We start from the raw sequence: 20,862 nt of genomic DNA, 5'->3' as shown, positions 1-20,862 counted from the left end.
GGTGAGATTATCATGATCCGTTGCCTCGCCTGTATTGCTATAGTGCAGACAGTGGACCCTGCATGGCTGCAGGAGATGGGATGGTATATGGCATGACGTACCCATGGCCTGCAGTGATCGAGTACCATGTGGCCATCTGAAATCGATGTGATCGGCGGGAGTTGTCATGGCAACAGCATCAGGCATCCAGGAGCTGGCCAGCCGGCTGTGCCTTCTCTGTGAGCGTCAGCGCGTGGTGCTGACCACCGCCGAGTCCTGTACCGGCGGCGGGGTGGCCCGTGCCATTACCGATGTGGCCGGCAGCTCGGCATGCTTCGAGACCGGCTATGTCACCTACGCCAACAGCGCCAAGCAGCGTCTATTGGGGGTGTCGTCGGTGTCGCTCGAGCTTTTCGGCGCGGTCAGCGAAACCGTGGTCCATGAAATGGTGCGCGGGGCCTGTCGCGACAGCGGTGCGGATCTGGGCGTGGCGATCAGCGGCGTGGCAGGGCCCGGTGGCGGTACACCGGACAAGCCGGTCGGCACCGTGTGGCTTGCCTGGGGCAATGCCACCCAGAGCCAGGCACAGTGTTATCGCCTCAACGGCGAGCGCCTCGATGTGCGTCGCGAAGCCGTCGCCCTGGCCCTGAAGGGGCTGATCGAGCGTCTTGAAGAGAACCCCTTTGACTGATGCAGGGTCATGCGGCCTTCATGGACATGTGATGAAATAAGTTGCCATGGGGATGTGACAGACCATCTTTTTGGTTTAAAATACTGGATAAGCATACAGCTTAGTGACGTGTCAGCGTCAGGCTGACCCGACAGGAGGGCCAACATGGCACAGGATGACAACCGCTCCAAGGCGCTTAATGCAGCGCTGTCCCAGATCGAGCGCCAGTTCGGCAAGGGGGCCGTCATGCGCATGGGGGATACCCCTCGCGTGGCGCTGCCCGCCGTTTCTACCGGCTCGCTCGGACTGGACATCGCCCTTGGCATAGGCGGTCTGCCCTATGGGCGTATCGTTGAAATTTTCGGGCCCGAGGCCTCGGGTAAAACCACCATTACCCTGTCCGTCATCGCTCAGGCGCAAAAGCAGGGCAAGACCTGCGCCTTTATCGATGCCGAACACGCCCTCGACCCGGCCTACGCCGAAAAGCTGGGCGTCAATCTTGATGACATGCTGGTCTCCCAGCCCGATACCGGCGAACAGGCGCTCGAGATCTGCGACATGCTGGTTCGCTCCGGCGGTGTGGATGTTATCGTGGTCGATTCGGTCGCCGCGCTGACGCCGCGTGCCGAAATCGAAGGCGAGATGGGCGATTCCCATGTCGGCCTTCAGGCGCGTCTGATGTCACAGGCGCTGCGCAAGGTGACCGGACACATCAAAAATGCCAACTGCATGGTGATGTTCGTCAACCAGATCCGCATGAAAATCGGTGTCATGTTCGGCAATCCCGAAACGACCACCGGTGGTAACGCGCTCAAGTTCTACTCAAGCGTGCGTCTGGACATCCGTCGTACCGGTTCGGTCAAGCAGGGCGATGAGGCCGTGGGCAACGAAACCCGCGTCAAGGTCGTCAAAAATAAGGTCGCCCCGCCGTTTCGTCAGGCCGAGTTTCAGATCATGTACGGCAAGGGCATCTACCATGCCGGTGAAGTAGTCGATCTTGGCGTCCAGTGCAGCCTGGTTAACAAGGCCGGCGCCTGGTACAGCTACAAGGGCAACAAGATCGGGCAGGGCAAGGCCAACGCCGCGCAGTATCTTGAAGACAACCCTGCGGTGATGCAGGAAATCGAGGACGCCATTCGCGGCCAGCTTCTGAGCACACCGAAAACGAAGGAAGAAGAGAAGGCAGAAGACGCCGAAGCGCCGGCGGATGCTGAGGCCAGCGGCGACGAGCTGCTGTAGGCCGACATTATCTGGCGGTAGTATGGAAAGGGGGCACGCTCAACGCAGCGTGCCCCCTTTTTGTTTCAACGAATGATACGCACAGGGAGGGCAGTGATGTCACAAAGAACGCCTTATGAAGAGGCCATTGCACTGCTGGCCCGGCGCGAATATACCCGCAGCGAGCTCGAGGAGCGGCTGCTGCGCCATGAGCATTCCCCCGAGGAAGTCACGGCGCTTCTGGATCGTCTCGCCGCGGACGGCTTTCAGTCCGATGCTCGATTTGTCGAACATTTTGTGCGCTCGCGCATCGCGCGACTGCAGGGCCCGCGCAAGATCAGCGCCGAGCTTTCGGGTCGGGGGATCGAACGCGAGATGATTGCCCATGCGCTGGAAGAAAGTGACGCCGACTGGACCGCGCTTGCCATTGAGGCGCTCCAGCGACGCTTTGACGGGCCCGGAGATGACATGAAAGCACGTGCCAAACGCCAGCGTTTTCTGGCCTCAAGGGGTTTTAACGGCCAGCAGTGCAGTAGCGCCCTGCGAACGGCCTGGTCGTCGTGACGTGTCGATTTAGCGGTCACGCCCGGTATGAGGCAAAATGGAGCGTATGCGGAGTGTCGCACCCGGATGCGACATACTGATACATTAAGCCGCCAAAATTCGTCTCACCGAGCGGATGCACGCTACGGCGCGCTGACAGGTGAGACCAAAAGATCATGAGGGTCACCCCTCGAGGCGCATGTTGACGACCGGTAACGCCTTTGTGGCGTTACCCGATGCATCGCTCGTTGCCTCATTTTAAATGACCTGACCCATCGTTTACGGGAAGCCCATGAAAAGCGCCGACATACGACAAGCATTTCTGAATTTTTTTGAACAGCACGGCCATACCCAGGTGCCTTCCAGTTCTCTGGTGCCTGACAACGACCCCACGCTGCTTTTCACCAATGCCGGTATGGTGCCTTTCAAGGATGTCTTTCTGGGACGTGATCCCAGGCCCTATGTGCGGGCAACATCAGCTCAGCGCTGTGTCAGGGCCGGCGGCAAGCACAACGATCTCGACAATGTCGGTTACACCGCGCGCCACCACACCCTGTTCGAAATGCTGGGCAACTTCAGTTTTGGCGACTATTTCAAGCGTGACGCCATTCATTACGCCTGGCAGTTCCTGACCGTCAATCTGGGGCTGCCTGCCGAGAAGCTCTGGGTGACGGTGCATGTCAGCGATGATGAAGCCGCTGATATCTGGCTCAACGACGTGGGCGTCAGCGCCGATCGCTTCTCAAGACTTGATGAAGACAACTTCTGGCAGATGGGCGAGACCGGCCCGTGCGGGCCGAGTTCGGAGATCTTTTTCGACCACGGCCCGGAGGTGTTTGGTGGCCCGCCGGGAAGCCCGGATGAGGACGGCGACCGCTATATCGAGATCTGGAACCTGGTCTTTATGCAGTATGACCGCGACGCTCAGGGCACCATGACGCCGCTGCCCAGTCCCTCCATCGATACCGGCATGGGGCTTGAGCGTATTGCGGCCGTCATGCAGGGCGTGCACTCCAACTACGAGATCGATCTTTTCAAGCGCCTGCTGGCCTCTGCCGCAGAGATTACCGGCCAGAACGACATCCACCAGCCGTCGCTGCGCGTCATTGCCGATCACATCCGCTCGTGTGCGTTTTTGATCGTGGATGGTGTCATGCCTTCCAACGAGGGGCGCGGCTATGTCCTGCGTCGCATTATTCGTCGCGCCGTGCGTCACGGCCACAAGCTGGGCGTGCGTGAGTCATTTTTCCATCGCCTGGTCGCGGCCCTGGATGAGGAAATGGGCGAGGCCTACCCCGAACTGCACGCGCGTCGTGAGCAGATCGAAAGGGTGCTGCTGAAAGAGGAGGAGCAGTTCGCCCGGACGCTGGACAACGGCATGCGCCTGCTCGAAGAGGCGCTGGCCGGACTTGAGTCGAACGAGCTGGACGGCGAGACCATCTTCAAGCTGTACGACACCTACGGCTTTCCCTACGACCTGACCGCCGACATTGCCCGTGAACGCGATATCGCCCTCGATGAGGCCGGCTTTCAGCGCGAGCTTGAGGCGCAGCGTGAGCGTGCCCGTGCTGCCAGTCAGTTCGGCGCGCGTATCGAAGCCGATATCGATCTGGACGGCGCCACCGAGTTTGTCGGGCGCGAGCGTCTGACATCCAGCGGACAGATACTGACGCTGCTCAACGATCAGGGTGAGCAGGTCGAGCAGCTCGAGGCCGGCCAGAGCGGCGCCGTGGTGCTGGATGAGACGCCCTTTTACGCCGAGTCCGGCGGCCAGATCGGCGATCGCGGCACCCTGACGCTACCGGGCGTCGTGTTCAACGTGCGCGATACCCAAAAGCGCGGTCAGCACTTTGTGCATCTGGGGGAGGTCAGCGAAGGCGTCATGCCGGCGCAGGCCGCGGTAGAGGCCCACGTTGAGGTGCCGACCCGTCATGCCATCATGCGTAACCACTCGGCCACCCACCTGCTGCACGAGGCGCTGCGGCGGGTGCTGGGCACCCATGTGCAGCAGAAGGGCTCACAGGTGGGCGATGAGCGGCTACGCTTTGACTTCAGCCACAACGAGGCCATGACGCCGGACGAGCTCGAGCGCGTCGAGGCGATGGTCAATGATGAGGTCATGGCCAACACGCCGGTGACCACACAGCTGATGACGCTGGATGAGGCGCGAAAGCTCGGCGCTCAGGCCCTGTTTGAGGCCAAGTATGGTGAGAGTGTGCGCGTGCTGACCATGGGCAGCGATGATTTCTCCATCGAGCTCTGCGGCGGTACCCATGTCATGCGCACCGGTGATATCGGACCGGTTCGGCTGGTCAGCGAAACCGGCGTGGCGGCAGGGGTGCGTCGAATCGAGGCCATCTCCGGGCACACGGCGCTGCGCTGGTTTCGTGATCAGCAGTCACTGGTCACGCGCCTGGCCGATCAGGTGCGCGCCCGTCCCGATCAGCTCGAATCGCGCGTGGGCACGCTTTTGGAGCGCAATCGTGAACTCGAGCGCGAGCTTGAGCGCAACCGCGCCAAACTGGCCAGCCAGGCCGGCAACGACCTGCTGGAAGCGGCCGAGGAGATCGATGGTGTCCGTGTGCTGACCCGTCAGCTCGAAGGCGTGGGCGCAAAGGAGCTGCGGGGCGTCATGGATCAGATGAAAAACCGGCTCGGTTCCGGCGTGGTCGTGCTAGCAGTGGCCGGTGATGACAAGGTCAACCTGATTGCGGGTGTCACAAAGGATCTGGTGGATCGACTCAGTGCCGGCAGTCTCGTCAGCGCCATCGCGCCCATGGTGGGCGGTCGCGGGGGCGGTCGCGCCGATATGGCCCAGGCCGGCGGCAGCGATGTCAGTGGCGTGGACAATGCGTTGCAGGCAGCGCGTCAGTGGGTCGCCGACACACTCAAGGGATGATGGTCCAATACATTAATCAAAGGGAGCATCCATGGCGCTTTATGTACAAAAATTTGGCGGTACCTCGGTAGGTAGCGTCGAGCGCATCAAGGCGGTGGCCGAGAAGGTCAAGGGATTTCGTGATCAGGGCCACCAGATCGTGGTAGTGGTCTCGGCCATGAGCGGTGAAACCAACCGCCTGATCGAGCTGGCCTCACAGATCAATGAAGAGCCCACGCCGCGTGAAATGGACATGCTGGTGTCGACCGGCGAGCAGGTCACGATTTCGCTGCTGGCCATGGCGCTGCACCAGCTGGGGGTCAAGGCGACCTCCTATACCGGCGCTCAGATCGGCATTCGTACCGACAGTGCACATACCCGCGCTCGCATTCAACGCATCGAAACCGATGAGTTGCGCGCCGATCTTGACGAAGGCCAGGTCGTGGTCGTGGCAGGCTTTCAGGGCGTTGACAGTGAAGGCAACATCACCACCCTGGGTCGCGGCGGCTCCGACACGACCGGCGTGGCGCTGGCAGCGGCCCTCAAGGCCGACGAGTGCCAGATCTATACCGATGTCGATGGTGTCTATACCACTGACCCCCGCGTTTGCGCCAAGGCGCGTCGGCTTGAAAGCATTACGGTCGAGGAAATGCTGGAGATGGCCAGCCTGGGCTCCAAGGTACTTCAGATTCGTGCCGTGGAGTTTGCCGGCAAGTACAACGTCCCGCTGCGTGTTCTGTCCTCCTTCCAGGAAGGGCCGGGAACCCTGATTACTGCAGATGATGAAGAGATTGCCAACATGGAAGAACCACTGATCTCGGGGATCGCCTTCAACAACAACGAAGCCAAGCTGACCGTTGTCAGTACCCCTGATGTCCCCGGCGTTGCCTCACGCATTCTGGGACCGATTTCGGACGCCAACATCGAAGTCGACATGATTGTTCAGAATGTCGCACCTACGGGCGGCTACACTGACTTTACCTTTACGGTGGCGAAAAACGATTTTCGCCAGACCCAGCGCATTTTGCAGGAGCAGGTGATTCCGTCACTGGGCGGCGGCGAAGTACGCGGTGATGACAAGATCGCCAAGGTGTCGCTGGTCGGGGTAGGGATGCGTTCTCATGCAGGCGTCGCCACTCGCATGTTCCGGGTGCTGGCCGACGAAGGCATCAATATTCGCATGGTATCAACGTCAGAGATCAAGATATCCGTTGTGATTGACGAGAAGTTTCTTGAGCTTGCTGTGCGCTCGCTGCACACCGCTTTTGGCCTTGACAGGGAAGATGTAAGCGAGGAGCGCTAAAAAAACTCGCCAATACCCGGTCCCAGGGTGGTGCTTGCAGGGCTTTCTGCCACACTGAACCAGTGATCGTGTACCGGAAAAGATGAGCGGTCGGGATAACATAGGTTGGATCATGGTTCGGCTTATCGCATAATGCCCCGCTTAATTTGGTCCGGTGCACGATCTATATGCATATATGTATAGGGAAGCAGCAATGAAAAGGAGGTCGCAATGCTCATCCTGACTCGCCGCGTGGGTGAGACACTCATGGTCGGCGATGAAATTACCGTGACCGTGCTCGGCGTCAAGGGCAATCAGGTCCGCCTGGGGGTCAACGCGCCCAGAGATGTCTCCGTGCATCGTGAAGAGATCTACCAGCGCATCCAGCATGAAAAGGGCGACAGCGAGAACGACCCGGTCTAATAGCGCGCGTGTCAGCGCTGGTGTTCAGCCGAATGTATTGAATCACAAGATTTTTTGACTCGGGGCTGGACAGGGAAGGTTAAACTCGGTAATATGCGCGCCGTACCGATCGAGGAGAGATGGCCGAGTGGCTGAAGGCGCTCCCCTGCTAAGGGAGTATAGGGTTTATAGCCCTATCGAGGGTTCGAATCCCTCTCTCTCCGCCATCATCGGTATCGAATGTTGAAAGCCCGCCTTCACAGGCGAACACAACATTCAATCTGCAGTACTTTTGTTGCGCCCGTAGCTCAGCTGGATAGAGTACCTGACTACGAATCAGGTGGTCGGAGGTTCGAATCCTCCCGGGCGCGCCATCAGCTGAAGATGCAAGACACTGTTTTATCTGCGCCCGTAGCTCAGCTGGATAGAGTACCTGACTACGAATCAGGTGGTCGGAGGTTCGAATCCTCCCGGGCGCGCCAGATTCCAAAGCCCCGTCCGAAAGGACGGGGCTTTCTGCGTTCTAGCCCTTTTGTCAGTCTGGCAGTGCCACACGCCAGCGCGCTGCTGCAACTGACGTGCTCCGGACGATGTTCCTGCAGGGGCAGCCTGTCAGCGCGCTGTTGTCTCGATCTTCGAGGATGGCGTCTCTTCCTGCAGCGCCGTCATGAAGTCCTCCAGCGCCGTGATGCGACGAAGCCGCTGAAAGTGCTCGCCCGCTTCACTATCGTGCTGGCGCATGATGTTGAGCCACTGCTTTAAAAGCGACACCACCACCTTTGAGGGCAGGGCGGGATCAATACGCCGGGCATAAGCGGCCAGAAAGGCGCTGCGGTCCTGCCAGCGCGTTGCCGTCAGGCGCTCCCCCGTTTGCTGCCAGTGACGAATGCGTCTGGCAAGCCATGGGTCGGCCAGCGCTGCCCGCCCCAGCATGACGTCGCGACAGCCGCTCACCTCCCGCGCTCGCCAGTACTCTTCCAGCGTCCAGATGTCGCCATTGACCACTACCGGCACATTGGCCTGCTCGCGAATGCGTCCGACCCACTCCCAGTGCGCCGGGGGGCGATAGCCCTCGCGACGCGTGCGGGCATGGACCACCAGACGCTGAGCGCCGCCATCCTCGGCGGCGCGGGCGCACTCAAGTGCCAGCGTCTTGTCCTCGAACCCCAGGCGCAGCTTGGCCGTCACCGGCACGCCTGTTCCCTCCAGTGCCTCGTGAACGCCCTGTACGGCGCGATAGACGCGCTCGGGCGAGCGCAACAGTGCTGCGCCACCGTCATGGCGATTGACCGTCTTCGCTGGACAGCCAAAATTCATGTCGATGACCGGTGCCCCCAGGGACGCCGCCACGCGGGCGTTTTCGCCCAGCTTGTCGGGCTGGGAGCCCAGCAGCTGCAGATGAACCGGCATGCCGCCGGGGGTTCGACTGCCCGTATCAAGCTCCGGGCAGATGCGCTGAAAGACCCGGGGCGGCAGGCGGGCGTCGGTGATGCGCACGAATTCGGTGACACTCCAGTCAAGGCCGCCCGGCTCGGTCAAAAGCTCACGCGTTAACGCATCAATGACGCCCTCCATGGGCGCAAGACCGATCAGGCCGGCTCGAGGCGAAGTATCGGCTGCAAGAGAAAACAGGGGCGTGGCTGGCATGGCAGGGGATCCGGGGTAGTCGTGACTGGCGCCGCCATCATAGGCATGTTGACCGCAATGACAAGCGGTGCGCGTATTCTGGCAGGACCCCGGTCCCTGAAGTTGATGCGACAGGGGCGCGGGGCGTGTGTCATGGCGGTGCTATAGCACGGCGATGGCCGAATCGGTGCGCGGCTCGGTGCCGCCACACAGGATACCGGTGACCGGGTCGCGAAGGATGATCTGACCCCGGCCGAAGCCTGTCGGATCAAAGGCGTAGTCGATCTCGTGTCCGCGCAGCGCCATCTCGCGCAGCAGATGGACCGGATAGCCGTGCTCCACGCCGATGCGGCGAGCGCCGGTCCACTGCCAGCGCGGGGCATCCAGCGCCGCCTGTGGATTGAGACCGAAATCGAGCAGATTCATGACCACCTGCATGTGCCCCTGAGGCTGCATGAACCCGCCCATGACGCCAAAGGGCCCCAGCGCCTGGCCGTTTCGGGTCAAAAAGCCGGGAATAATGGTGTGAAAGGTTTTCTTGTTGGGCGCCACCACGTTGACATGATCAACCTCGAGGCTGAAGCCGTGTCCGCGGTTGTGCAGCGCAATGCCGGTTTCCGGCACCACGACCCCCGAGCCGAAGTTGTGATAGTTGCTCTGAATGAACGAGACCATGTTGCCGTCACCGTCGGCTGTGGCCAGATAGACCGTCCCGCCGGCATGGGGCGCGCCCGGGCTCGGGTCCATGGCCGTGTCGGTAATCTTTTGGCGGCGGCTTTGGGCGTAGCGTTTGCTTAGCAGATCCTCGATACGAGTGGTCATGTGCTCGGCGTGAGTCACGAAGGCATGGCCGTCGGCGTAGGCAAGCTTGATGGCCTCACACTGGCGGTGCAGCACGCTCAGGTCGTCCCGGCTGTGTAGATCATCAAAGCCTTCCATGATGTTAAGCCCCATTAGCGCCACGATGCCCTGACCGTTGGGCGGAATCTCCCACACGTCCACGCCGCGGTAGTTCACGCTGATCGGGTCCACCCACTCGATTTGATGTGCCGCCAGATCGGTCGCGCGTAGATAGCCGCCGGTGGCGCGCGAAAAGGCATCGATCTTCTCGGCCAGTTCGCCACGATAGAAGCTCTCGCAGCGCGTTTGTGCCAGTGATTCAAGCGTTTCGGCGTGACGTTCGCTTTTAAACATGTCGCCGGGCCGTGGGGCGCGGCCCTCGGGGGTGAACAGCGAAAACCACTCTTTCGTGGCGGCATCGGTAAACACCGGGCGAAAGCGCTTTTCGGCGCGGCGCCACTGTTCACTGATCGCCGGCGACACCGGAAAACCTTCACGGGCCAGGCGGATCGCCGGTGCCAGCAGATCCTCGAAGGCCAGCCTGCCAAAGCGCTCGGACAGCGCCGCCCAGGCCGACGGCGTGCCGGGCACCGTGACCGGCGTCCAGCCATAAAGCGGCATCTGCTCGTGACCGGCATCAAGCACGGCGTCGCGGGTCAGCGCGCTCGGGGCGACGCCGCTGGCGTTGAGACCGTGCAGCTGGCCGCCGCCCTCGTCGTTTTGTATCCAGACCAGCGCGAAGGCATCTCCGCCGATACCGTTGCCGGTGGGCTCGACCACGGTCAGCGCCGCGGCGGTGGCGATGGCGGCGTCCACGGCATTGCCCCCGAGCGCGAGAATATCGCGTCCGACCTGAGCGGCCTGAGGCTGGGAGGCCGCGACCATGCCGTGGCGGGCATAGGTGGCACTGCGACAGGAGGGGTAGGGGTTCTGGTGTGAAAAGGCGTGATGCATGAAGGCTCCCTTTTGGGATTGTTATCGATCAAACGACAGGTCCTGCAGCGGGCGTCTGCCGGCGGCGCTCAGGTCAAACAGCCGGGCGCTTCATCGTGACAGACCAGACGCCCCTTGAGGCGCGAGTTGAGACCCTCGAGATCGGGGGTGCGATCCATCGGCCAGGCAAGGCCAAGCGTCACGCCAGTGGCATCGTGCAGCGCCTGATCGATGGGCGCCTCGTTGAGCTCGGCCCAGCGGCGCAGCTCGTGTTCCAGTGCAAAATCCGTGGTCAGCCACAGCGGTCGGCGCGTGACGTATTCCTGTGTGGGAAGGCTTTCAAGGGCCTGAAGCAGCGCCTTCGAATAGGCGCGCACCAGCCCGCCGGTGCCCAGTTTGGTGCCGCCAAAGTAGCGGATGATGACGGCGCCGATCTGCCCGAGACCGCTGCCCTCAAGTACCTGGTACATGGGGCGGCCGGCGGTGCCGCCGGGTTCGCCATCATCGGAAAAGCCGATGGCGTTCTGCTCACCCGGCGCCCCGGCAATAAAGGCCGAGCAGTGATGCGAGGCGTCGGGATGATCCAGGCGCGCCTGCTCGATCAATTGCTGGGCCTGCTCGGGCGTTGCGGCATGCGTCACGCGCGCGATGAAGCGGCTTTTTTGTACCTCGAGGCTCTTTTCATGAAAGCCTGCAGGCTCAAGGCGGGGAATCGAGTAGCGCATGTCAGGCGGCAGTAACGGGTGTGCCTGCCGGACGACGGGCCACGCCCATGACCAGCCCCAGCACCTGAATGTCGTCGTTTTTCAGATAGATCGGCGGCATGGTGGTGTTGGCCGGCTGCAGGCGCACGCCCGATTTATCGATGTAGACCTTTTTGAGCGTGACTTCCTGGTTGTTGATCAGCACCACGGCCGTTTCGCCATTTTCGGCGGATTCAAGCTTTTCGATAATGATGATGTCGCCATCATGGATGTTGCAGTCGATCATCGAATCCCCCCGGACCCGCAGGGCATAGGTATTGCGTCGCACCATGCGCGAGGGGATGCGTACCGTCTCATCATCGGCGCAGGCCTCCATCGGCATGCCGGCCGAGACGGTCCCGAGCAGTGGCACCTCGACCAGCTCGCTGGCGTCGATTTCCTCCCAGGCATCCTCGACCAGCGGAATGTTGGGGGTGCGGTGCAAAAAGCGTGGCTCGGTATGGGCTGACATAAGGCAACTCCCTGAAGGGGTATCCGATGGGCTGACACACGACCGGCGATACAGGATGTGTCATCACAAGGATAGCGTGACACGACCATTACCCTGAAGGGGAAGTATGCAAACAGTGTCACGGGGGACTCTGCCAGGGTAACCGAAACCCTACGATGGCGGTCGCCGTTGACATGGAGAAAGACCGCCAATCGTAGTAGAGTGGCGCGCTTTGCCGCGGCGCTGCCCGAGGCCCGCGACGCCTTTTGTCGCCGCCCGGCATTCGTTGAATGATCTGTTCCCGGAGCCCTTCACTGGAATGCGCCTGACATCGATCAAACTGGTCGGATTCAAATCCTTTGTCGACCCGGTGACAGTCCCCTTTGATAGTGACATGACTGCCATCGTCGGACCCAACGGCTGTGGCAAGTCCAACGTCATCGATGCCGTGCGCTGGGTGATGGGCGAATCCTCGGCCAAATACCTGCGCGGTGAGTCGATGGCCGATGTCATCTTCAACGGCTCGACCGGACGCAAGCCGGTCGGCCAGGCCTCGATCGAGCTCACCTTTGACAATCGTGAAGGCAAGCTGGGCGGGGCCTGGTCACAGTACGCCGAGATCGCCGTGCGCCGTCTGGTCACCCGCGACGGGCAGTCCCAGTACTTTTTCAACGGCCAGAAGTGCCGCCGTCGCGATATCGCCGATCTTTTCCTGGGCACCGGTCTCGGGCCGCGCTCCTACGCCATCATCGGCCAGGGCATGATCTCGCGGCTGGTCGAGGCGCGCCCGGAAGAGCTGCGCGCCACGCTGGAAGAGGCCGCCGGCATCTCGCGCTACAAGGAGCGTCGCCGCGAAACCGAAAATCGCATGCGCCGCACCACCGAAAATCTCGAACGCCTTGATGACCTGCGCGAGGAGCTCGACAAGCAGCTCGAGCGACTCAAGCGCCAGGCCGAGGCCGCCAGACGCTACCGCGAGCTGAAAGGGCGCGAGCATCGCCTCAAGGGCGAGCTGGCACTCATCCGTGCCCGGGCCCTTCGCGAGCAGCAGGGTACCCGCGAGACCCGGGTTCGCGAGCTGGAAAACAGCGTCGAGCGCAACGTGCTGGGCATGCGCGAAAGCGAAAACCGCCTTGAACAGTCCCGCAGCCAGCACGACGCGCTGGCCGAGACGCTGGATGCGCGCCAGCGCGCCTTCTATGACACCGGCGCGGCCATTGCCCGTCTGGAGCAGCAGCTTGAAAGTGGCCGGGCCCGCGAACAGCAAAGCCAGGCCGACATTGCCGCCATCGATCGGGACCTGACCGATCTGGCGCGTCTGGCCGGGGAAGATGACGTGCGCTATCAGGAGATCATCGCACGCCTTGAGGCATTGACCCCCGAACTTGAAGCCGCGCGCGAAGCATTCGAGATGGCCGAGGCCGATCTGGAAGAGGCCGGTGAGCACGAGCAGGCGGCGCTCGAGGCGTGGGAGGCGTTCAGCGAACAGCATCAGCACGCCACCCGAGGCGCCGAGCGCGCCCAGAGCGAGGTTCAGCGTCTTGAGGGGGTGATCAATGACCTCAATGCGCGCATTGCTCAGCGTCAGAAACAGCGGGATGAGCTGCCCGAGCAGGCAGCGCTTACTGAAGCGCGCGAGATGGCCGCCGAGCAGCTCACGGAGATGGATCTCGACATCGAGACGCAGGAATCACGTCGGCTTGAACTCAGACAGGGACTGGATGACCTCGAGACCCGACTTCAGTCACTGGGTGAGGCCCGCGATGATCATAACGCCCGGCGCAGCGCCCTGCAGGGGGAGCGCGCCTCGCTTGAGGCACTGATCCGTGCCGCACTGGACAGCGGTGACGAGGCGCTTGATGCCCACCTTGACGCCCATGATCTGGATGAGGCGCCGCAGCTTGCCGAACGCCTTCAGGTCGAGGCCGGCTGGGAGGGAGCAGCAGATGTGGTGCTCAAACCCTGGCTTTCGGCCCGAATCACCGACAGGCAGCGCGCGCTGCCGGCCCTGCAGTCGCTGTCAGGCGGCGTGCTGACGCTCGTTGATGATACCCCGTCGGCTGCCTCGCCACCGCCTGGTTCGCTGGCGGCTTGCGTTGCCGGGGCCGAGGCGCTCGGTGATGTGCTGGCACGCATCAAAACCGCCGAAGACGATGACAGCGCCTGGCAGACGCGCAAACAGCTGTCGCCCGGAGAGAGTGTCATCGCCCCGTCCGGGCTCTGGCTGGGCCGCCACTGGGCCCATCGTCAGATGGGCGATGAGCAGACCGGCAGTGTCGTGGTCAACCGTCAGCGTCGCGACCGCATCGATGTCGAGCTTGCCGAGCTGGACACGCAGATGGCCCATGACGAGGCGCAGATTACCGAGTGTCGCCACCAGCGCAGCCAGAACAGCGATGCTCTCGAGGCGCTTTACGCCCATCAGCGTCAACAGCAGCAAACGCGTCAGAAGCTGGCGCTTGAAGAGTCGCAGCTGGGCACCCGGCTTGAGCATCTGCGCAGCCGCGACAGCGAGCTGGAAGAAGAGCTTGCAGGCATGGCCGAGCAGCTCGAGACGCACCGGCTCAACCTTGAACAGGCGCGCGAGCAGTGGGACCAGGCACTCGAAACCGTTGAAAACAACGACGCCCGGCGCCAGGCGCTTGAGCAAAGGCGTCGCGAAACCCGCGAGGCGCGCGAGGCCGTCAACGCACGGCTGGCGCCGGCGCGTGAGACCATCAATACGCTGGAGCTCGAGCGGCAGCGGCTGAGCACCGAGCTTCAGGGCATCGAGGGCCAGCGCAGCCGTGCCGGGGATCAGCGCACGCGTCTTGAAGAGAAGCGCGAGATGCTGCAGGCGCAACGTGAAGAGGCGCTCGAACCGCTCGAGATGCTGCGCGAATCCCTCGATGAGTCACTGCATCAGCGCACGCGTGAAGAGCAGCTGCTCAACGAGTGCCGCGACGAGGCCACTGCCCTTGGCAACGCCATGCGAGAGCTGGAGCAAAAACGCCAGGGACACGAGCGCGAGCTTGAAACCCTGCGTGAACAGCTTGAAGCCGAGCGCATGGATGTCCAGGCGCTGCGCCTCAAGGCCGAGGCCCAGGAGCAGCAGATCGTCGAGCTCGGTCACGACAGCGCAACCCTTGAAGAAGGGCTGGCCGCCGGCGCCGCCGAATCGGTCTGGCAGGAGGAGCTCGAGTCGGTCAGCGAGAAAATTCGTCGGCTGGGGGCGATCAACCTGGCGGCCATCGAAGAGTATGAGCAGCAGCTTGAGCGTCGTGACTATCTTCAGGGTCAGCATGCCGAGCTGACCGAGGCGCTGGATACCCTGAACCAGGCCATCAGAAAAATCGATCAGGAAACGCGCACGCGCTTCAAGCAGGTCTTTGAAGAGGTCAACGAGCGTCTGGGCGAGCTGTTTCCGCGCGTGTTCGGCGGCGGGGCCGCCTGGCTGACCATGACCGGCGAGGACCTGCTGGAAACCGGGGTCGCCATCATGGCCACACCGCCGGGAAAGAAAAACAGCACCATTCATCTACTCTCAGGCGGAGAAAAGACGCTGACGGCGCTGTCTCTGGTGTTTGCGATCTTCCAGCTCAATCCGGCACCCTTTTGCATGCTCGACGAGGTGGATGCGCCTCTCGATGACGCCAACGTGGGGCGTTACGCAAAACTGGTTCGCGAGATGTCGCAAAACGTGCAGTTTATCTACATTACACACAACAAGATTGCCATGGAGGCAGCGGACCGCCTGATGGGCGTCACCATGCAGGAACCGGGCGTTTCTCGTCTGGTCTCGGTGGGCGTGGAGGAGGCCGCCGAACTTGCACAGGTGTGATGTCATCGGCAAACGCTGGACGGGTCCTGAATGCCGGGGCCTGGCCGCGGGGACTTTCGCAGGGATATAATCGAAGGGCGATTGCGCACTATGCGTCGTTGACGTCATATTGCTGTCATCGGACGACAACTTTCACGCCGTGAAAGACATTCGTCCATTTATTCGAAAGGCGATCGCGCCATGTCCGGGTTTGGCATGGTGCCAACAACAGGCATGATTACATGGAATTGAGAGAGTGGCTCATTATCCTGGGGCTGGTTCTCGTCGCCATTATTCTGGTGGACGGTGTACGGCGCCTGCAGCGGCAGCGACGGGGTCTACGCATGGATCTGTCGCGCGATATCGACACCAGCGCCCCGGCACGTGACCCGGAAGATATCGAGCGCGAGGAGCGCATGAACTGGGAGCTGCCCAACGGCGGTGCCCGGGTGGTCTCCCGGGGCGAACACGAGTTCGATGATCGCTTCGATGCGCCCGACATGGAAACGGCGCCGGATCGGGATATCGACCGCGATCATGACGAGGACATCGATGATGAGCGGCCGGCGTATCGCTCGCGCGAAGCACGAGACGACTCGCGTGACGTTGAGGAACCTCTCGATCAGACCCGGGAGGAGGACGACGCCATGGACGAGCTGCCGCCCCGGCGCCGTGACGAATTTGCCCGGCGCCTGAAATCGGCCTTCCCGTTTGGTCAGAGCCAGCGCAAGCCGCGTCAGAGTGCCCGTCAGGACGCTCCGGCACGCCACAAGGCGCCGACCCTGCCTGAACGTCCGGCCTATCGCGACGACGACCTGGACGATGACGACCCGCTCTTTGCCCGCCGCGACCGGCGTGAGCCGCCGCCGGCAGAGCCTGAATTCGATCGCGACGAGTTCGGTCGTGATGCGTTCGATCGTGATGAGGGTCTCACCTCGCGCCACGAGCCCGAGCCTGAAGAGATGGCGCCGTCGCGTGAGCAGTTTGACAGCGCGCGCTGGGCGTCACGTCATCCGGTACTCGAGCGTGCGGCGCGCGGCATGATCGAAGGCGAATCAGCGCGTACCGCACTGGCAGATGCCGAAGAGATTGTGGTCATCAGCGTCATGTCCCGCGATGAAAACGGCTTTCACGGTCCCGACCTGCTTCAGCTGGTGCTCGCCTGCGGCCTGCGACTGGATGACCGCGGTGTCTTCCATCGCTTCGAGACCGAATCCAGCGAGAGCCCGCTGCAGTTTTCGATGGTCAACGTCGTCAAGCCCGGCACCTTTGATCTGGAGGTCATGGAAGAGGACGCCACGCCCGGCGTGACCTTTTTGATGCCGATGCCCAGTGCCGAGTCCTCGCGCGAGGCGTTTGAAGCCATGTTTGAAACGGCCATGGTGCTGGTGCGCAATTTGGGTGGCGAACTCAAGGACGAAAACCACAGCGTCATGACGGCCCAGACCGTCGAGTTTGCCCGTCAGCGTGTGCACGAGTTCGAGCGACGCTGGCGGCTGCACCGCCATCAGGTGCAGTAAAACGCCGCGACTGGCTGACGGTGTCATGGGGGGCCTTCGGGCCCCCCGACTATTTCAGGGGTATTGCCGCGCGCCGCTGCCCTGTCGAGCTTGCCCCATGTTGCACTCGTCGCGCATCACGCCCGGCGACCCTGTCAAACGGAACGAATCACTGCCATGTGTGCCAGAAAAAGCGCTGCCCCGGTCACTGATGAAATCAGTACCCTTCGTGCGCAGCTCGAAAACGCCAACTACCGCTACTACGTCGAGGATGCGCCGGGCATTCCTGACGTCGAATACGACCGCCTGCTGCGCAGGCTTCAGGAACTCGAGGCCGAGCATCCGGAACTGGTAACGGCGGATTCGCCCACCCAGCGTGTCGGCGCGCCACCCGCCGAGGGCTTTCCCGAGGTGCGCCACGCCGTGGCCATGCTGTCACTGGACAACGCCTTCGATGAGCAGGAAGTCCGCGCCTTTGCCCGTCGCGTGGCCGAGCGGCTGGAAACCGACGAGCAGTCGGTTCTTTTTTGCTGTGAACCCAAGCTCGACGGGCTGGCGGTGTCGCTGGTGTATGACAACGGGGTGCTGGTGCAGGGCGCGACCCGGGGCGACGGGCGAACCGGTGAGGGGATTACGGCCAATCTGCGCACGCTCAGATCCATTCCGCTCAGGCTGCGCGGCGAGAATGTACCCGGGCTTCTGGAAGTGCGCGGCGAGGTCTACATGAGCCATTCAGGCTTTGAAAAGCTCAACGATGAGGCCCGCACCCGGGGCAGCAAGGTCTTTGCCAACCCGCGTAACGCCGCCGCCGGCAGCCTGCGCCAGCTCGACCCCGGCATTGCCGCGGCCCGGCCGCTGGAGTTCTGCGCCTATCAGGTGGCACGCATTGACGATGATTATTTAAAGCCGAGCCACTCGGCGTTGATGCGCGAGCTGCGTGAACTGGGCTTTCGCACCAGCCCCGAGATCGATGTGGTCACCGGTGCCGATGGCCTGGTCGATTTCTGTGATCGGATGGGCAAGCGTCGCGAGGGGCTTGATTACGACATCGACGGCGCCGTACTCAAGGTCGATGACCTGCGCGCCCAGCGCGAGCTCGGTTTTGTCTCCCGCGCCCCACGCTGGGCGATGGCCTTCAAGTTCCCGGCTCAGGAGCAGACCACGGTTATCCGCGATGTCACCTTCCAGGTCGGCCGCACCGGCCGGCTGACCCCGGTGGCCCGCCTGGAGCCCGTCCAGGTGGCCGGCGTCACCGTCTCCAACGCCACGCTGCACAACATGGATGAGATCCAGCGTCTTGATGCCCGCATCAACGACACCGTGATCGTTCGTCGGGCGGGCGACGTCATCCCGCAGATTGTCAGCGTGATTCAGGATGCCCGCCCCGAGGATGCGCGCGTGATCGAGATGCCGGCGCAGTGCCCGGTGTGTGACTCCAGCGTCGAGCGCGTCGGCGACGAGGTGGATGCCCGCTGCTCGGGTGGCCTGTTCTGTCCGGCCCAGCGCAAGGAGGCGCTCAAGCACTTTGCCAGCCGTCGGGCGTTGGACATCGACGGGCTGGGCACCAAACTGATCGACGCACTGGTCGAGCGCGAGTGGGTGAAAACGCCCGCCGACCTGTTTCGTCTCGAGGCCGAAAGGCTGGCCGAGCTGCCGCGCATGGCACAGAAATCGGCCGACAATCTGGTGGCCTCGCTTGAGCGCTCACGACACACCACGCTGGCGCGCTTTATCTACGCACTCGGGATCCCGGAAGTCGGCGAGGCCACTGCCAATGCGCTGGCACAGCACTTCGGTGAGCTGCATCGGGTCATGGACGCCTCACAAGAGGCGCTGGAAGCGGTCGCCGATATCGGTCCCGTAGTGGCAAGCCATATCCACAGCTTCTTTGCCGAGGCGCACAATCGCGAGACGATCGAGGATCTGATCCGGGTCGGCGTTGACTGGGAAGAGGTCGAGCTTGGTGAGCGCGAACAGCCGTTGACCGGCCAGACCTGGGTGCTGACCGGTGCCCTTGAAGCGTTGACGCGTGATGAGGCAAAAGCGCGCCTGGTGGCGCTCGGGGCGAAGGTCAGTGGCAGCGTTTCGAAAAAAACCCATGCCGTGGTGGCCGGCGACGCCGCCGGCAGCAAGCTTGAAAAGGCCCGTCAGCTGGGCGTGACGGTCATGGACGAGCCGGCCCTGCTGGCCTTTCTGGGCGAGCATGAAACCCCCGATTCATCAGAGAGTGCCTCATGAGTAGTGGACGATTTATAGAAGTGCCTTCGCGCATGCTGCCCGCCGATACCCTTGAGCGGCTGCTGGCGGAGTTTGTCACCCGTCAGGGCTATGACACCACCGATACCGGCGAGGGCGAGCGCGGCTGGATCGGCGAGGTGCGCGCCCAGCTCGAGCGCGGTGAGCTCTTGATCGTGCACGATTTACAGACCGAGCTGACCGAGGTCATGACGCTGGAGCAGTGGCGCGCCTTTGGCCGTCAGGTCGCCGATGACGAGGAAGAGGGCGATTAACGCTGTCAGATAGCGTCAGGGATAAAAAACGCCGCCCCGTGGGGCGGCGTTGTCCTTTTAGCGCGCGCGTGCGTCAGGTAAAGAGCAGCGGCACCAGGATGCTTGAAACCAGAAGGATCAGCGCGCCACCCAGGCGTGACGAGATCTGGGCAAACGGCATCAGCTGCATGCGATTGGCCGCCGACAAAACGGCCACATCGCCGGTGCCGCCCATGTTGGCCATGCAAAGCCCGGCGGTGATGGCGGATTCGATCGGATAGAAACCCACCAGACGACCCACCAGACCCGCGCCAAAGGCGGCACCGGCCACTACGGCGAAAACGATCAGCACGTAGGTAATGGAGATGGCATCAATGACCTGACCCAGATCGGTGTAGGCGATGCCGATGCCGAACAGCAGGGCAAAGGTCCAGTTTCTGGCCACAAAGCGAAACCACTGCGCTGCCGAATCACTGACGTTGTCGGGCATCAGGCCGCTGATCTTGACCAGCGCGACCAGAACGATCATCAGCGCGTAGGGGTGCAGCGGAATGAAGGTGCCCAGAATCTCGCCGGCAACATAAAAGCTCAGCGCGGCAATGACACCGATGCCCAGCTTGCCAAGCTCGGGCGTGGTTTCACTTTCGTTGATTTCAACGCCAGGCATCATCTGGCCGTTGCCGGTCAGCGACGGCACGCGTTTGCCCAGACCGTTGAGCAGCCCGGCAATGATGATGGCAAAAACGTTGCCCAGTGCCAGTGCCGGCACCAGAATCGAGATGTAGTAGCTGGCCGGCTGGCCCAGAAGCTGCTCATAGATCTGACTCAGCGGAACGGCGCCGGCGCCCATGCCGCCACCCATGATGGGCAGGGTAATCACGACCACAGCGTCCTGGGGCGAAAAGCCCAGCAGCAGCCCCACTCCCATGGCAAACAGCGCGGCAAAGAGCACCGAACACAACAGCGGCAGGGCAAAGCGCGTGCCGACCTTGACCAGCACCTTCGAGTCCATGCCCAGAATGCTGCCGGTGATCAGAGCGGCAATGTAGAAGTTCAAAAAGCCGCCGCCCTGCATGAACGAGGCGACGTTGTCGCTGACGCTTTCGGGCAGCCAGCCCAGATAGACCAGCGTCGCGGCGCCGAAGATGGCCAGAATGGCCCCGCCGCCCAGATAGCTTTTGACGATGGGCAGCCGGTCACCGACAAACCCCAGAAGCTCCCCGAGGACCATCATGGCCGCAAGGGCACCGATCATGCCGGTCGGCAGCGCGTCCAGCATCATGGCCACAATCAGTACGGCCAGAACAATGGCAAACAGGGGCAGTGATAGACCGAAGATACGCCAGGAGGCAAGGGGCGTTCCGGCGGCGGCGGGGTTGCTTGCCCTCGCAGTGTCAGGCTGTGACATGGCAGTGACCTGTTGTATGTAAATCGAAAAACGGATGGGATAATGGGTCTGCTGTGTCAGGGCAGCCTTGTGATCGACGTCACACCTCCCTGACAGACCGGT

At 62.4% G+C, this 20,862-nt stretch carries 15 protein-coding genes and 3 tRNA genes; 13 read left to right on the top strand and 5 right to left on the bottom strand.

Annotated features, from left to right (window positions below; genetic code table 11):
- Nucleotides 1-166: 166 nt before the first annotated feature.
- The 9 genes from ACS92L_RS08385 (at nt 167) to ACS92L_RS08345 (ending at nt 7,454) form a co-directional block, all read left to right on the top strand.
- Nucleotides 167-670 (top strand): CinA family protein, encoded by a 504-nt coding sequence (locus ACS92L_RS08385; protein WP_438764195.1) that lies wholly within the window; start codon nt 167-169, stop codon nt 668-670.
- A 144-nt stretch (nt 671-814) separates the two neighbouring features.
- A complete protein-coding gene (gene recA / locus ACS92L_RS08380; RefSeq protein WP_438764194.1) occupies nt 815-1,888 on the top strand; it encodes a recombinase RecA in 1,074 nt (357 codons plus the stop codon).
- Between the two features lie 96 nt (nt 1,889-1,984).
- Nucleotides 1,985-2,431: a regulatory protein RecX gene (locus ACS92L_RS08375; RefSeq protein ID WP_438764192.1), complete on the top strand. Its 447-nt coding sequence runs from the start codon at nt 1,985-1,987 to the stop codon at nt 2,429-2,431.
- Nucleotides 2,432-2,702: 271 nt separating this feature from the next.
- The gene (alaS, locus tag ACS92L_RS08370; RefSeq protein ID WP_438764191.1) at nt 2,703-5,309 is read left to right on the top strand and encodes an alanine--tRNA ligase; all 2,607 of its coding nucleotides are present in this window, start codon (nt 2,703-2,705) and stop codon (nt 5,307-5,309) included.
- A gap of 31 nt (nt 5,310-5,340) precedes the next feature.
- Nucleotides 5,341-6,591 carry an aspartate kinase gene (locus tag ACS92L_RS08365; protein WP_438764190.1) on the top strand — a complete coding sequence of 417 codons (1,251 nt, stop codon included), beginning with the start codon at nt 5,341-5,343 and terminating at the stop codon, nt 6,589-6,591.
- Nucleotides 6,592-6,801: 210 nt separating this feature from the next.
- Nucleotides 6,802-6,993 (top strand): carbon storage regulator CsrA, encoded by a 192-nt coding sequence (csrA, locus tag ACS92L_RS08360; protein ID WP_438764189.1) that lies wholly within the window; start codon nt 6,802-6,804, stop codon nt 6,991-6,993.
- A 113-nt stretch (nt 6,994-7,106) separates the two neighbouring features.
- Nucleotides 7,107-7,199 (top strand) — tRNA-Ser (locus ACS92L_RS08355).
- 70 nt (nt 7,200-7,269) lie between these two features.
- A tRNA-Arg gene (locus ACS92L_RS08350) sits at nt 7,270-7,346 on the top strand.
- Nucleotides 7,347-7,377: 31 nt separating this feature from the next.
- A tRNA-Arg gene (locus ACS92L_RS08345) sits at nt 7,378-7,454 on the top strand.
- Nucleotides 7,455-7,584: 130 nt separating this feature from the next.
- Here the strand turns inward: ACS92L_RS08345 and ACS92L_RS08340 are convergent.
- The 4 genes from ACS92L_RS08340 to ACS92L_RS08325 all read right to left on the bottom strand — a co-directional run bounded on the left by ACS92L_RS08340 (nt 7,585) and on the right by ACS92L_RS08325 (nt 11,586).
- Nucleotides 7,585-8,619 (bottom strand): tRNA dihydrouridine synthase, encoded by a 1,035-nt coding sequence (locus ACS92L_RS08340; protein WP_438764188.1) that lies wholly within the window; start codon nt 8,617-8,619, stop codon nt 7,585-7,587.
- A 141-nt stretch (nt 8,620-8,760) separates the two neighbouring features.
- Complete coding sequence (locus ACS92L_RS08335) at nt 8,761-10,392, bottom strand: gamma-glutamyltransferase family protein (RefSeq protein WP_438764186.1); 1,632 nt, start codon at nt 10,390-10,392, stop codon at nt 8,761-8,763.
- Between the two features lie 68 nt (nt 10,393-10,460).
- Nucleotides 10,461-11,096 carry an IMPACT family protein gene (locus ACS92L_RS08330; protein ID WP_438764184.1) on the bottom strand — a complete coding sequence of 212 codons (636 nt, stop codon included), beginning with the start codon at nt 11,094-11,096 and terminating at the stop codon, nt 10,461-10,463.
- A 1-nt stretch (nt 11,097) separates the two neighbouring features.
- Nucleotides 11,098-11,586 (bottom strand): LexA family protein, encoded by a 489-nt coding sequence (locus ACS92L_RS08325; protein ID WP_438764183.1) that lies wholly within the window; start codon nt 11,584-11,586, stop codon nt 11,098-11,100.
- 298 nt (nt 11,587-11,884) lie between these two features.
- Here ACS92L_RS08325 and smc point away from each other — a divergent pair, with 298 nt between their 5' ends.
- From smc to ACS92L_RS08305, 4 genes are all read left to right on the top strand, one after another.
- Nucleotides 11,885-15,385: a chromosome segregation protein SMC gene (gene smc, locus ACS92L_RS08320; protein WP_438764182.1), complete on the top strand. Its 3,501-nt coding sequence runs from the start codon at nt 11,885-11,887 to the stop codon at nt 15,383-15,385.
- A 221-nt stretch (nt 15,386-15,606) separates the two neighbouring features.
- Nucleotides 15,607-16,884: a cell division protein ZipA gene (gene zipA, locus ACS92L_RS08315; RefSeq protein WP_438764181.1), complete on the top strand. Its 1,278-nt coding sequence runs from the start codon at nt 15,607-15,609 to the stop codon at nt 16,882-16,884.
- A gap of 156 nt (nt 16,885-17,040) precedes the next feature.
- Entirely contained in the window at nt 17,041-19,101 is a 2,061-nt protein-coding gene (gene ligA / locus ACS92L_RS08310) for an NAD-dependent DNA ligase LigA (protein ID WP_438764180.1), read from the top strand.
- The gene (locus ACS92L_RS08305; RefSeq protein WP_115852550.1) at nt 19,098-19,373 is read left to right on the top strand and encodes a YheU family protein; all 276 of its coding nucleotides are present in this window, start codon (nt 19,098-19,100) and stop codon (nt 19,371-19,373) included. Before ligA ends, ACS92L_RS08305 begins: the two co-directional genes overlap by 4 nt.
- Nucleotides 19,374-19,446: 73 nt before the next feature.
- On the opposite strand, the gene ACS92L_RS08300 is transcribed toward ACS92L_RS08305, so the two are convergent.
- Nucleotides 19,447-20,760 carry a 2-hydroxycarboxylate transporter family protein gene (locus tag ACS92L_RS08300; protein WP_438764179.1) on the bottom strand — a complete coding sequence of 438 codons (1,314 nt, stop codon included), beginning with the start codon at nt 20,758-20,760 and terminating at the stop codon, nt 19,447-19,449.
- Nucleotides 20,761-20,862: the final 102 nt, after the last annotated feature.

The sequence above is a fragment of the Kushneria halocnemicola genome, from assembly GCF_965650455.1.
Lineage (GTDB): Bacteria > Pseudomonadota > Gammaproteobacteria > Pseudomonadales > Halomonadaceae > Kushneria.
The sequence above is the reverse complement of the archived record's forward strand: the minus strand, read 5'-3'. Positions and strand labels throughout refer to the sequence as shown.

Excerpts from the sequence above, each read along its gene's own strand:
- ACS92L_RS08340 (WP_438764188.1), bottom strand. The coding sequence starts at position 8,619 with ATGCCAGCCACGCCCCTGTTTTCTCTTGCAGCCGATACTTCGCCTCGA.
- ACS92L_RS08375 (WP_438764192.1), top strand. The coding sequence starts at position 1,985 with ATGTCACAAAGAACGCCTTATGAAGAGGCCATTGCACTGCTGGCCCGG.
- ACS92L_RS08330 (WP_438764184.1), bottom strand. The coding sequence starts at position 11,096 with ATGCGCTACTCGATTCCCCGCCTTGAGCCTGCAGGCTTTCATGAAAAG.
- ligA (WP_438764180.1), top strand. The coding sequence starts at position 17,041 with ATGTGTGCCAGAAAAAGCGCTGCCCCGGTCACTGATGAAATCAGTACC.
- recA (WP_438764194.1), top strand. The coding sequence starts at position 815 with ATGGCACAGGATGACAACCGCTCCAAGGCGCTTAATGCAGCGCTGTCC.
- zipA (WP_438764181.1), top strand. The coding sequence starts at position 15,607 with ATGGAATTGAGAGAGTGGCTCATTATCCTGGGGCTGGTTCTCGTCGCC.
- smc (WP_438764182.1), top strand. The coding sequence starts at position 11,885 with ATGCGCCTGACATCGATCAAACTGGTCGGATTCAAATCCTTTGTCGAC.
- ACS92L_RS08305 (WP_115852550.1), top strand. The coding sequence starts at position 19,098 with ATGAGTAGTGGACGATTTATAGAAGTGCCTTCGCGCATGCTGCCCGCC.
- alaS (WP_438764191.1), top strand. The coding sequence starts at position 2,703 with ATGAAAAGCGCCGACATACGACAAGCATTTCTGAATTTTTTTGAACAG.
- ACS92L_RS08300 (WP_438764179.1), bottom strand. The coding sequence starts at position 20,760 with ATGTCACAGCCTGACACTGCGAGGGCAAGCAACCCCGCCGCCGCCGGA.
- ACS92L_RS08335 (WP_438764186.1), bottom strand. The coding sequence starts at position 10,392 with ATGCATCACGCCTTTTCACACCAGAACCCCTACCCCTCCTGTCGCAGT.
- ACS92L_RS08325 (WP_438764183.1), bottom strand. The coding sequence starts at position 11,586 with ATGTCAGCCCATACCGAGCCACGCTTTTTGCACCGCACCCCCAACATT.
- csrA (WP_438764189.1), top strand. The coding sequence starts at position 6,802 with ATGCTCATCCTGACTCGCCGCGTGGGTGAGACACTCATGGTCGGCGAT.
- ACS92L_RS08385 (WP_438764195.1), top strand. The coding sequence starts at position 167 with ATGGCAACAGCATCAGGCATCCAGGAGCTGGCCAGCCGGCTGTGCCTT.
- ACS92L_RS08365 (WP_438764190.1), top strand. The coding sequence starts at position 5,341 with ATGGCGCTTTATGTACAAAAATTTGGCGGTACCTCGGTAGGTAGCGTC.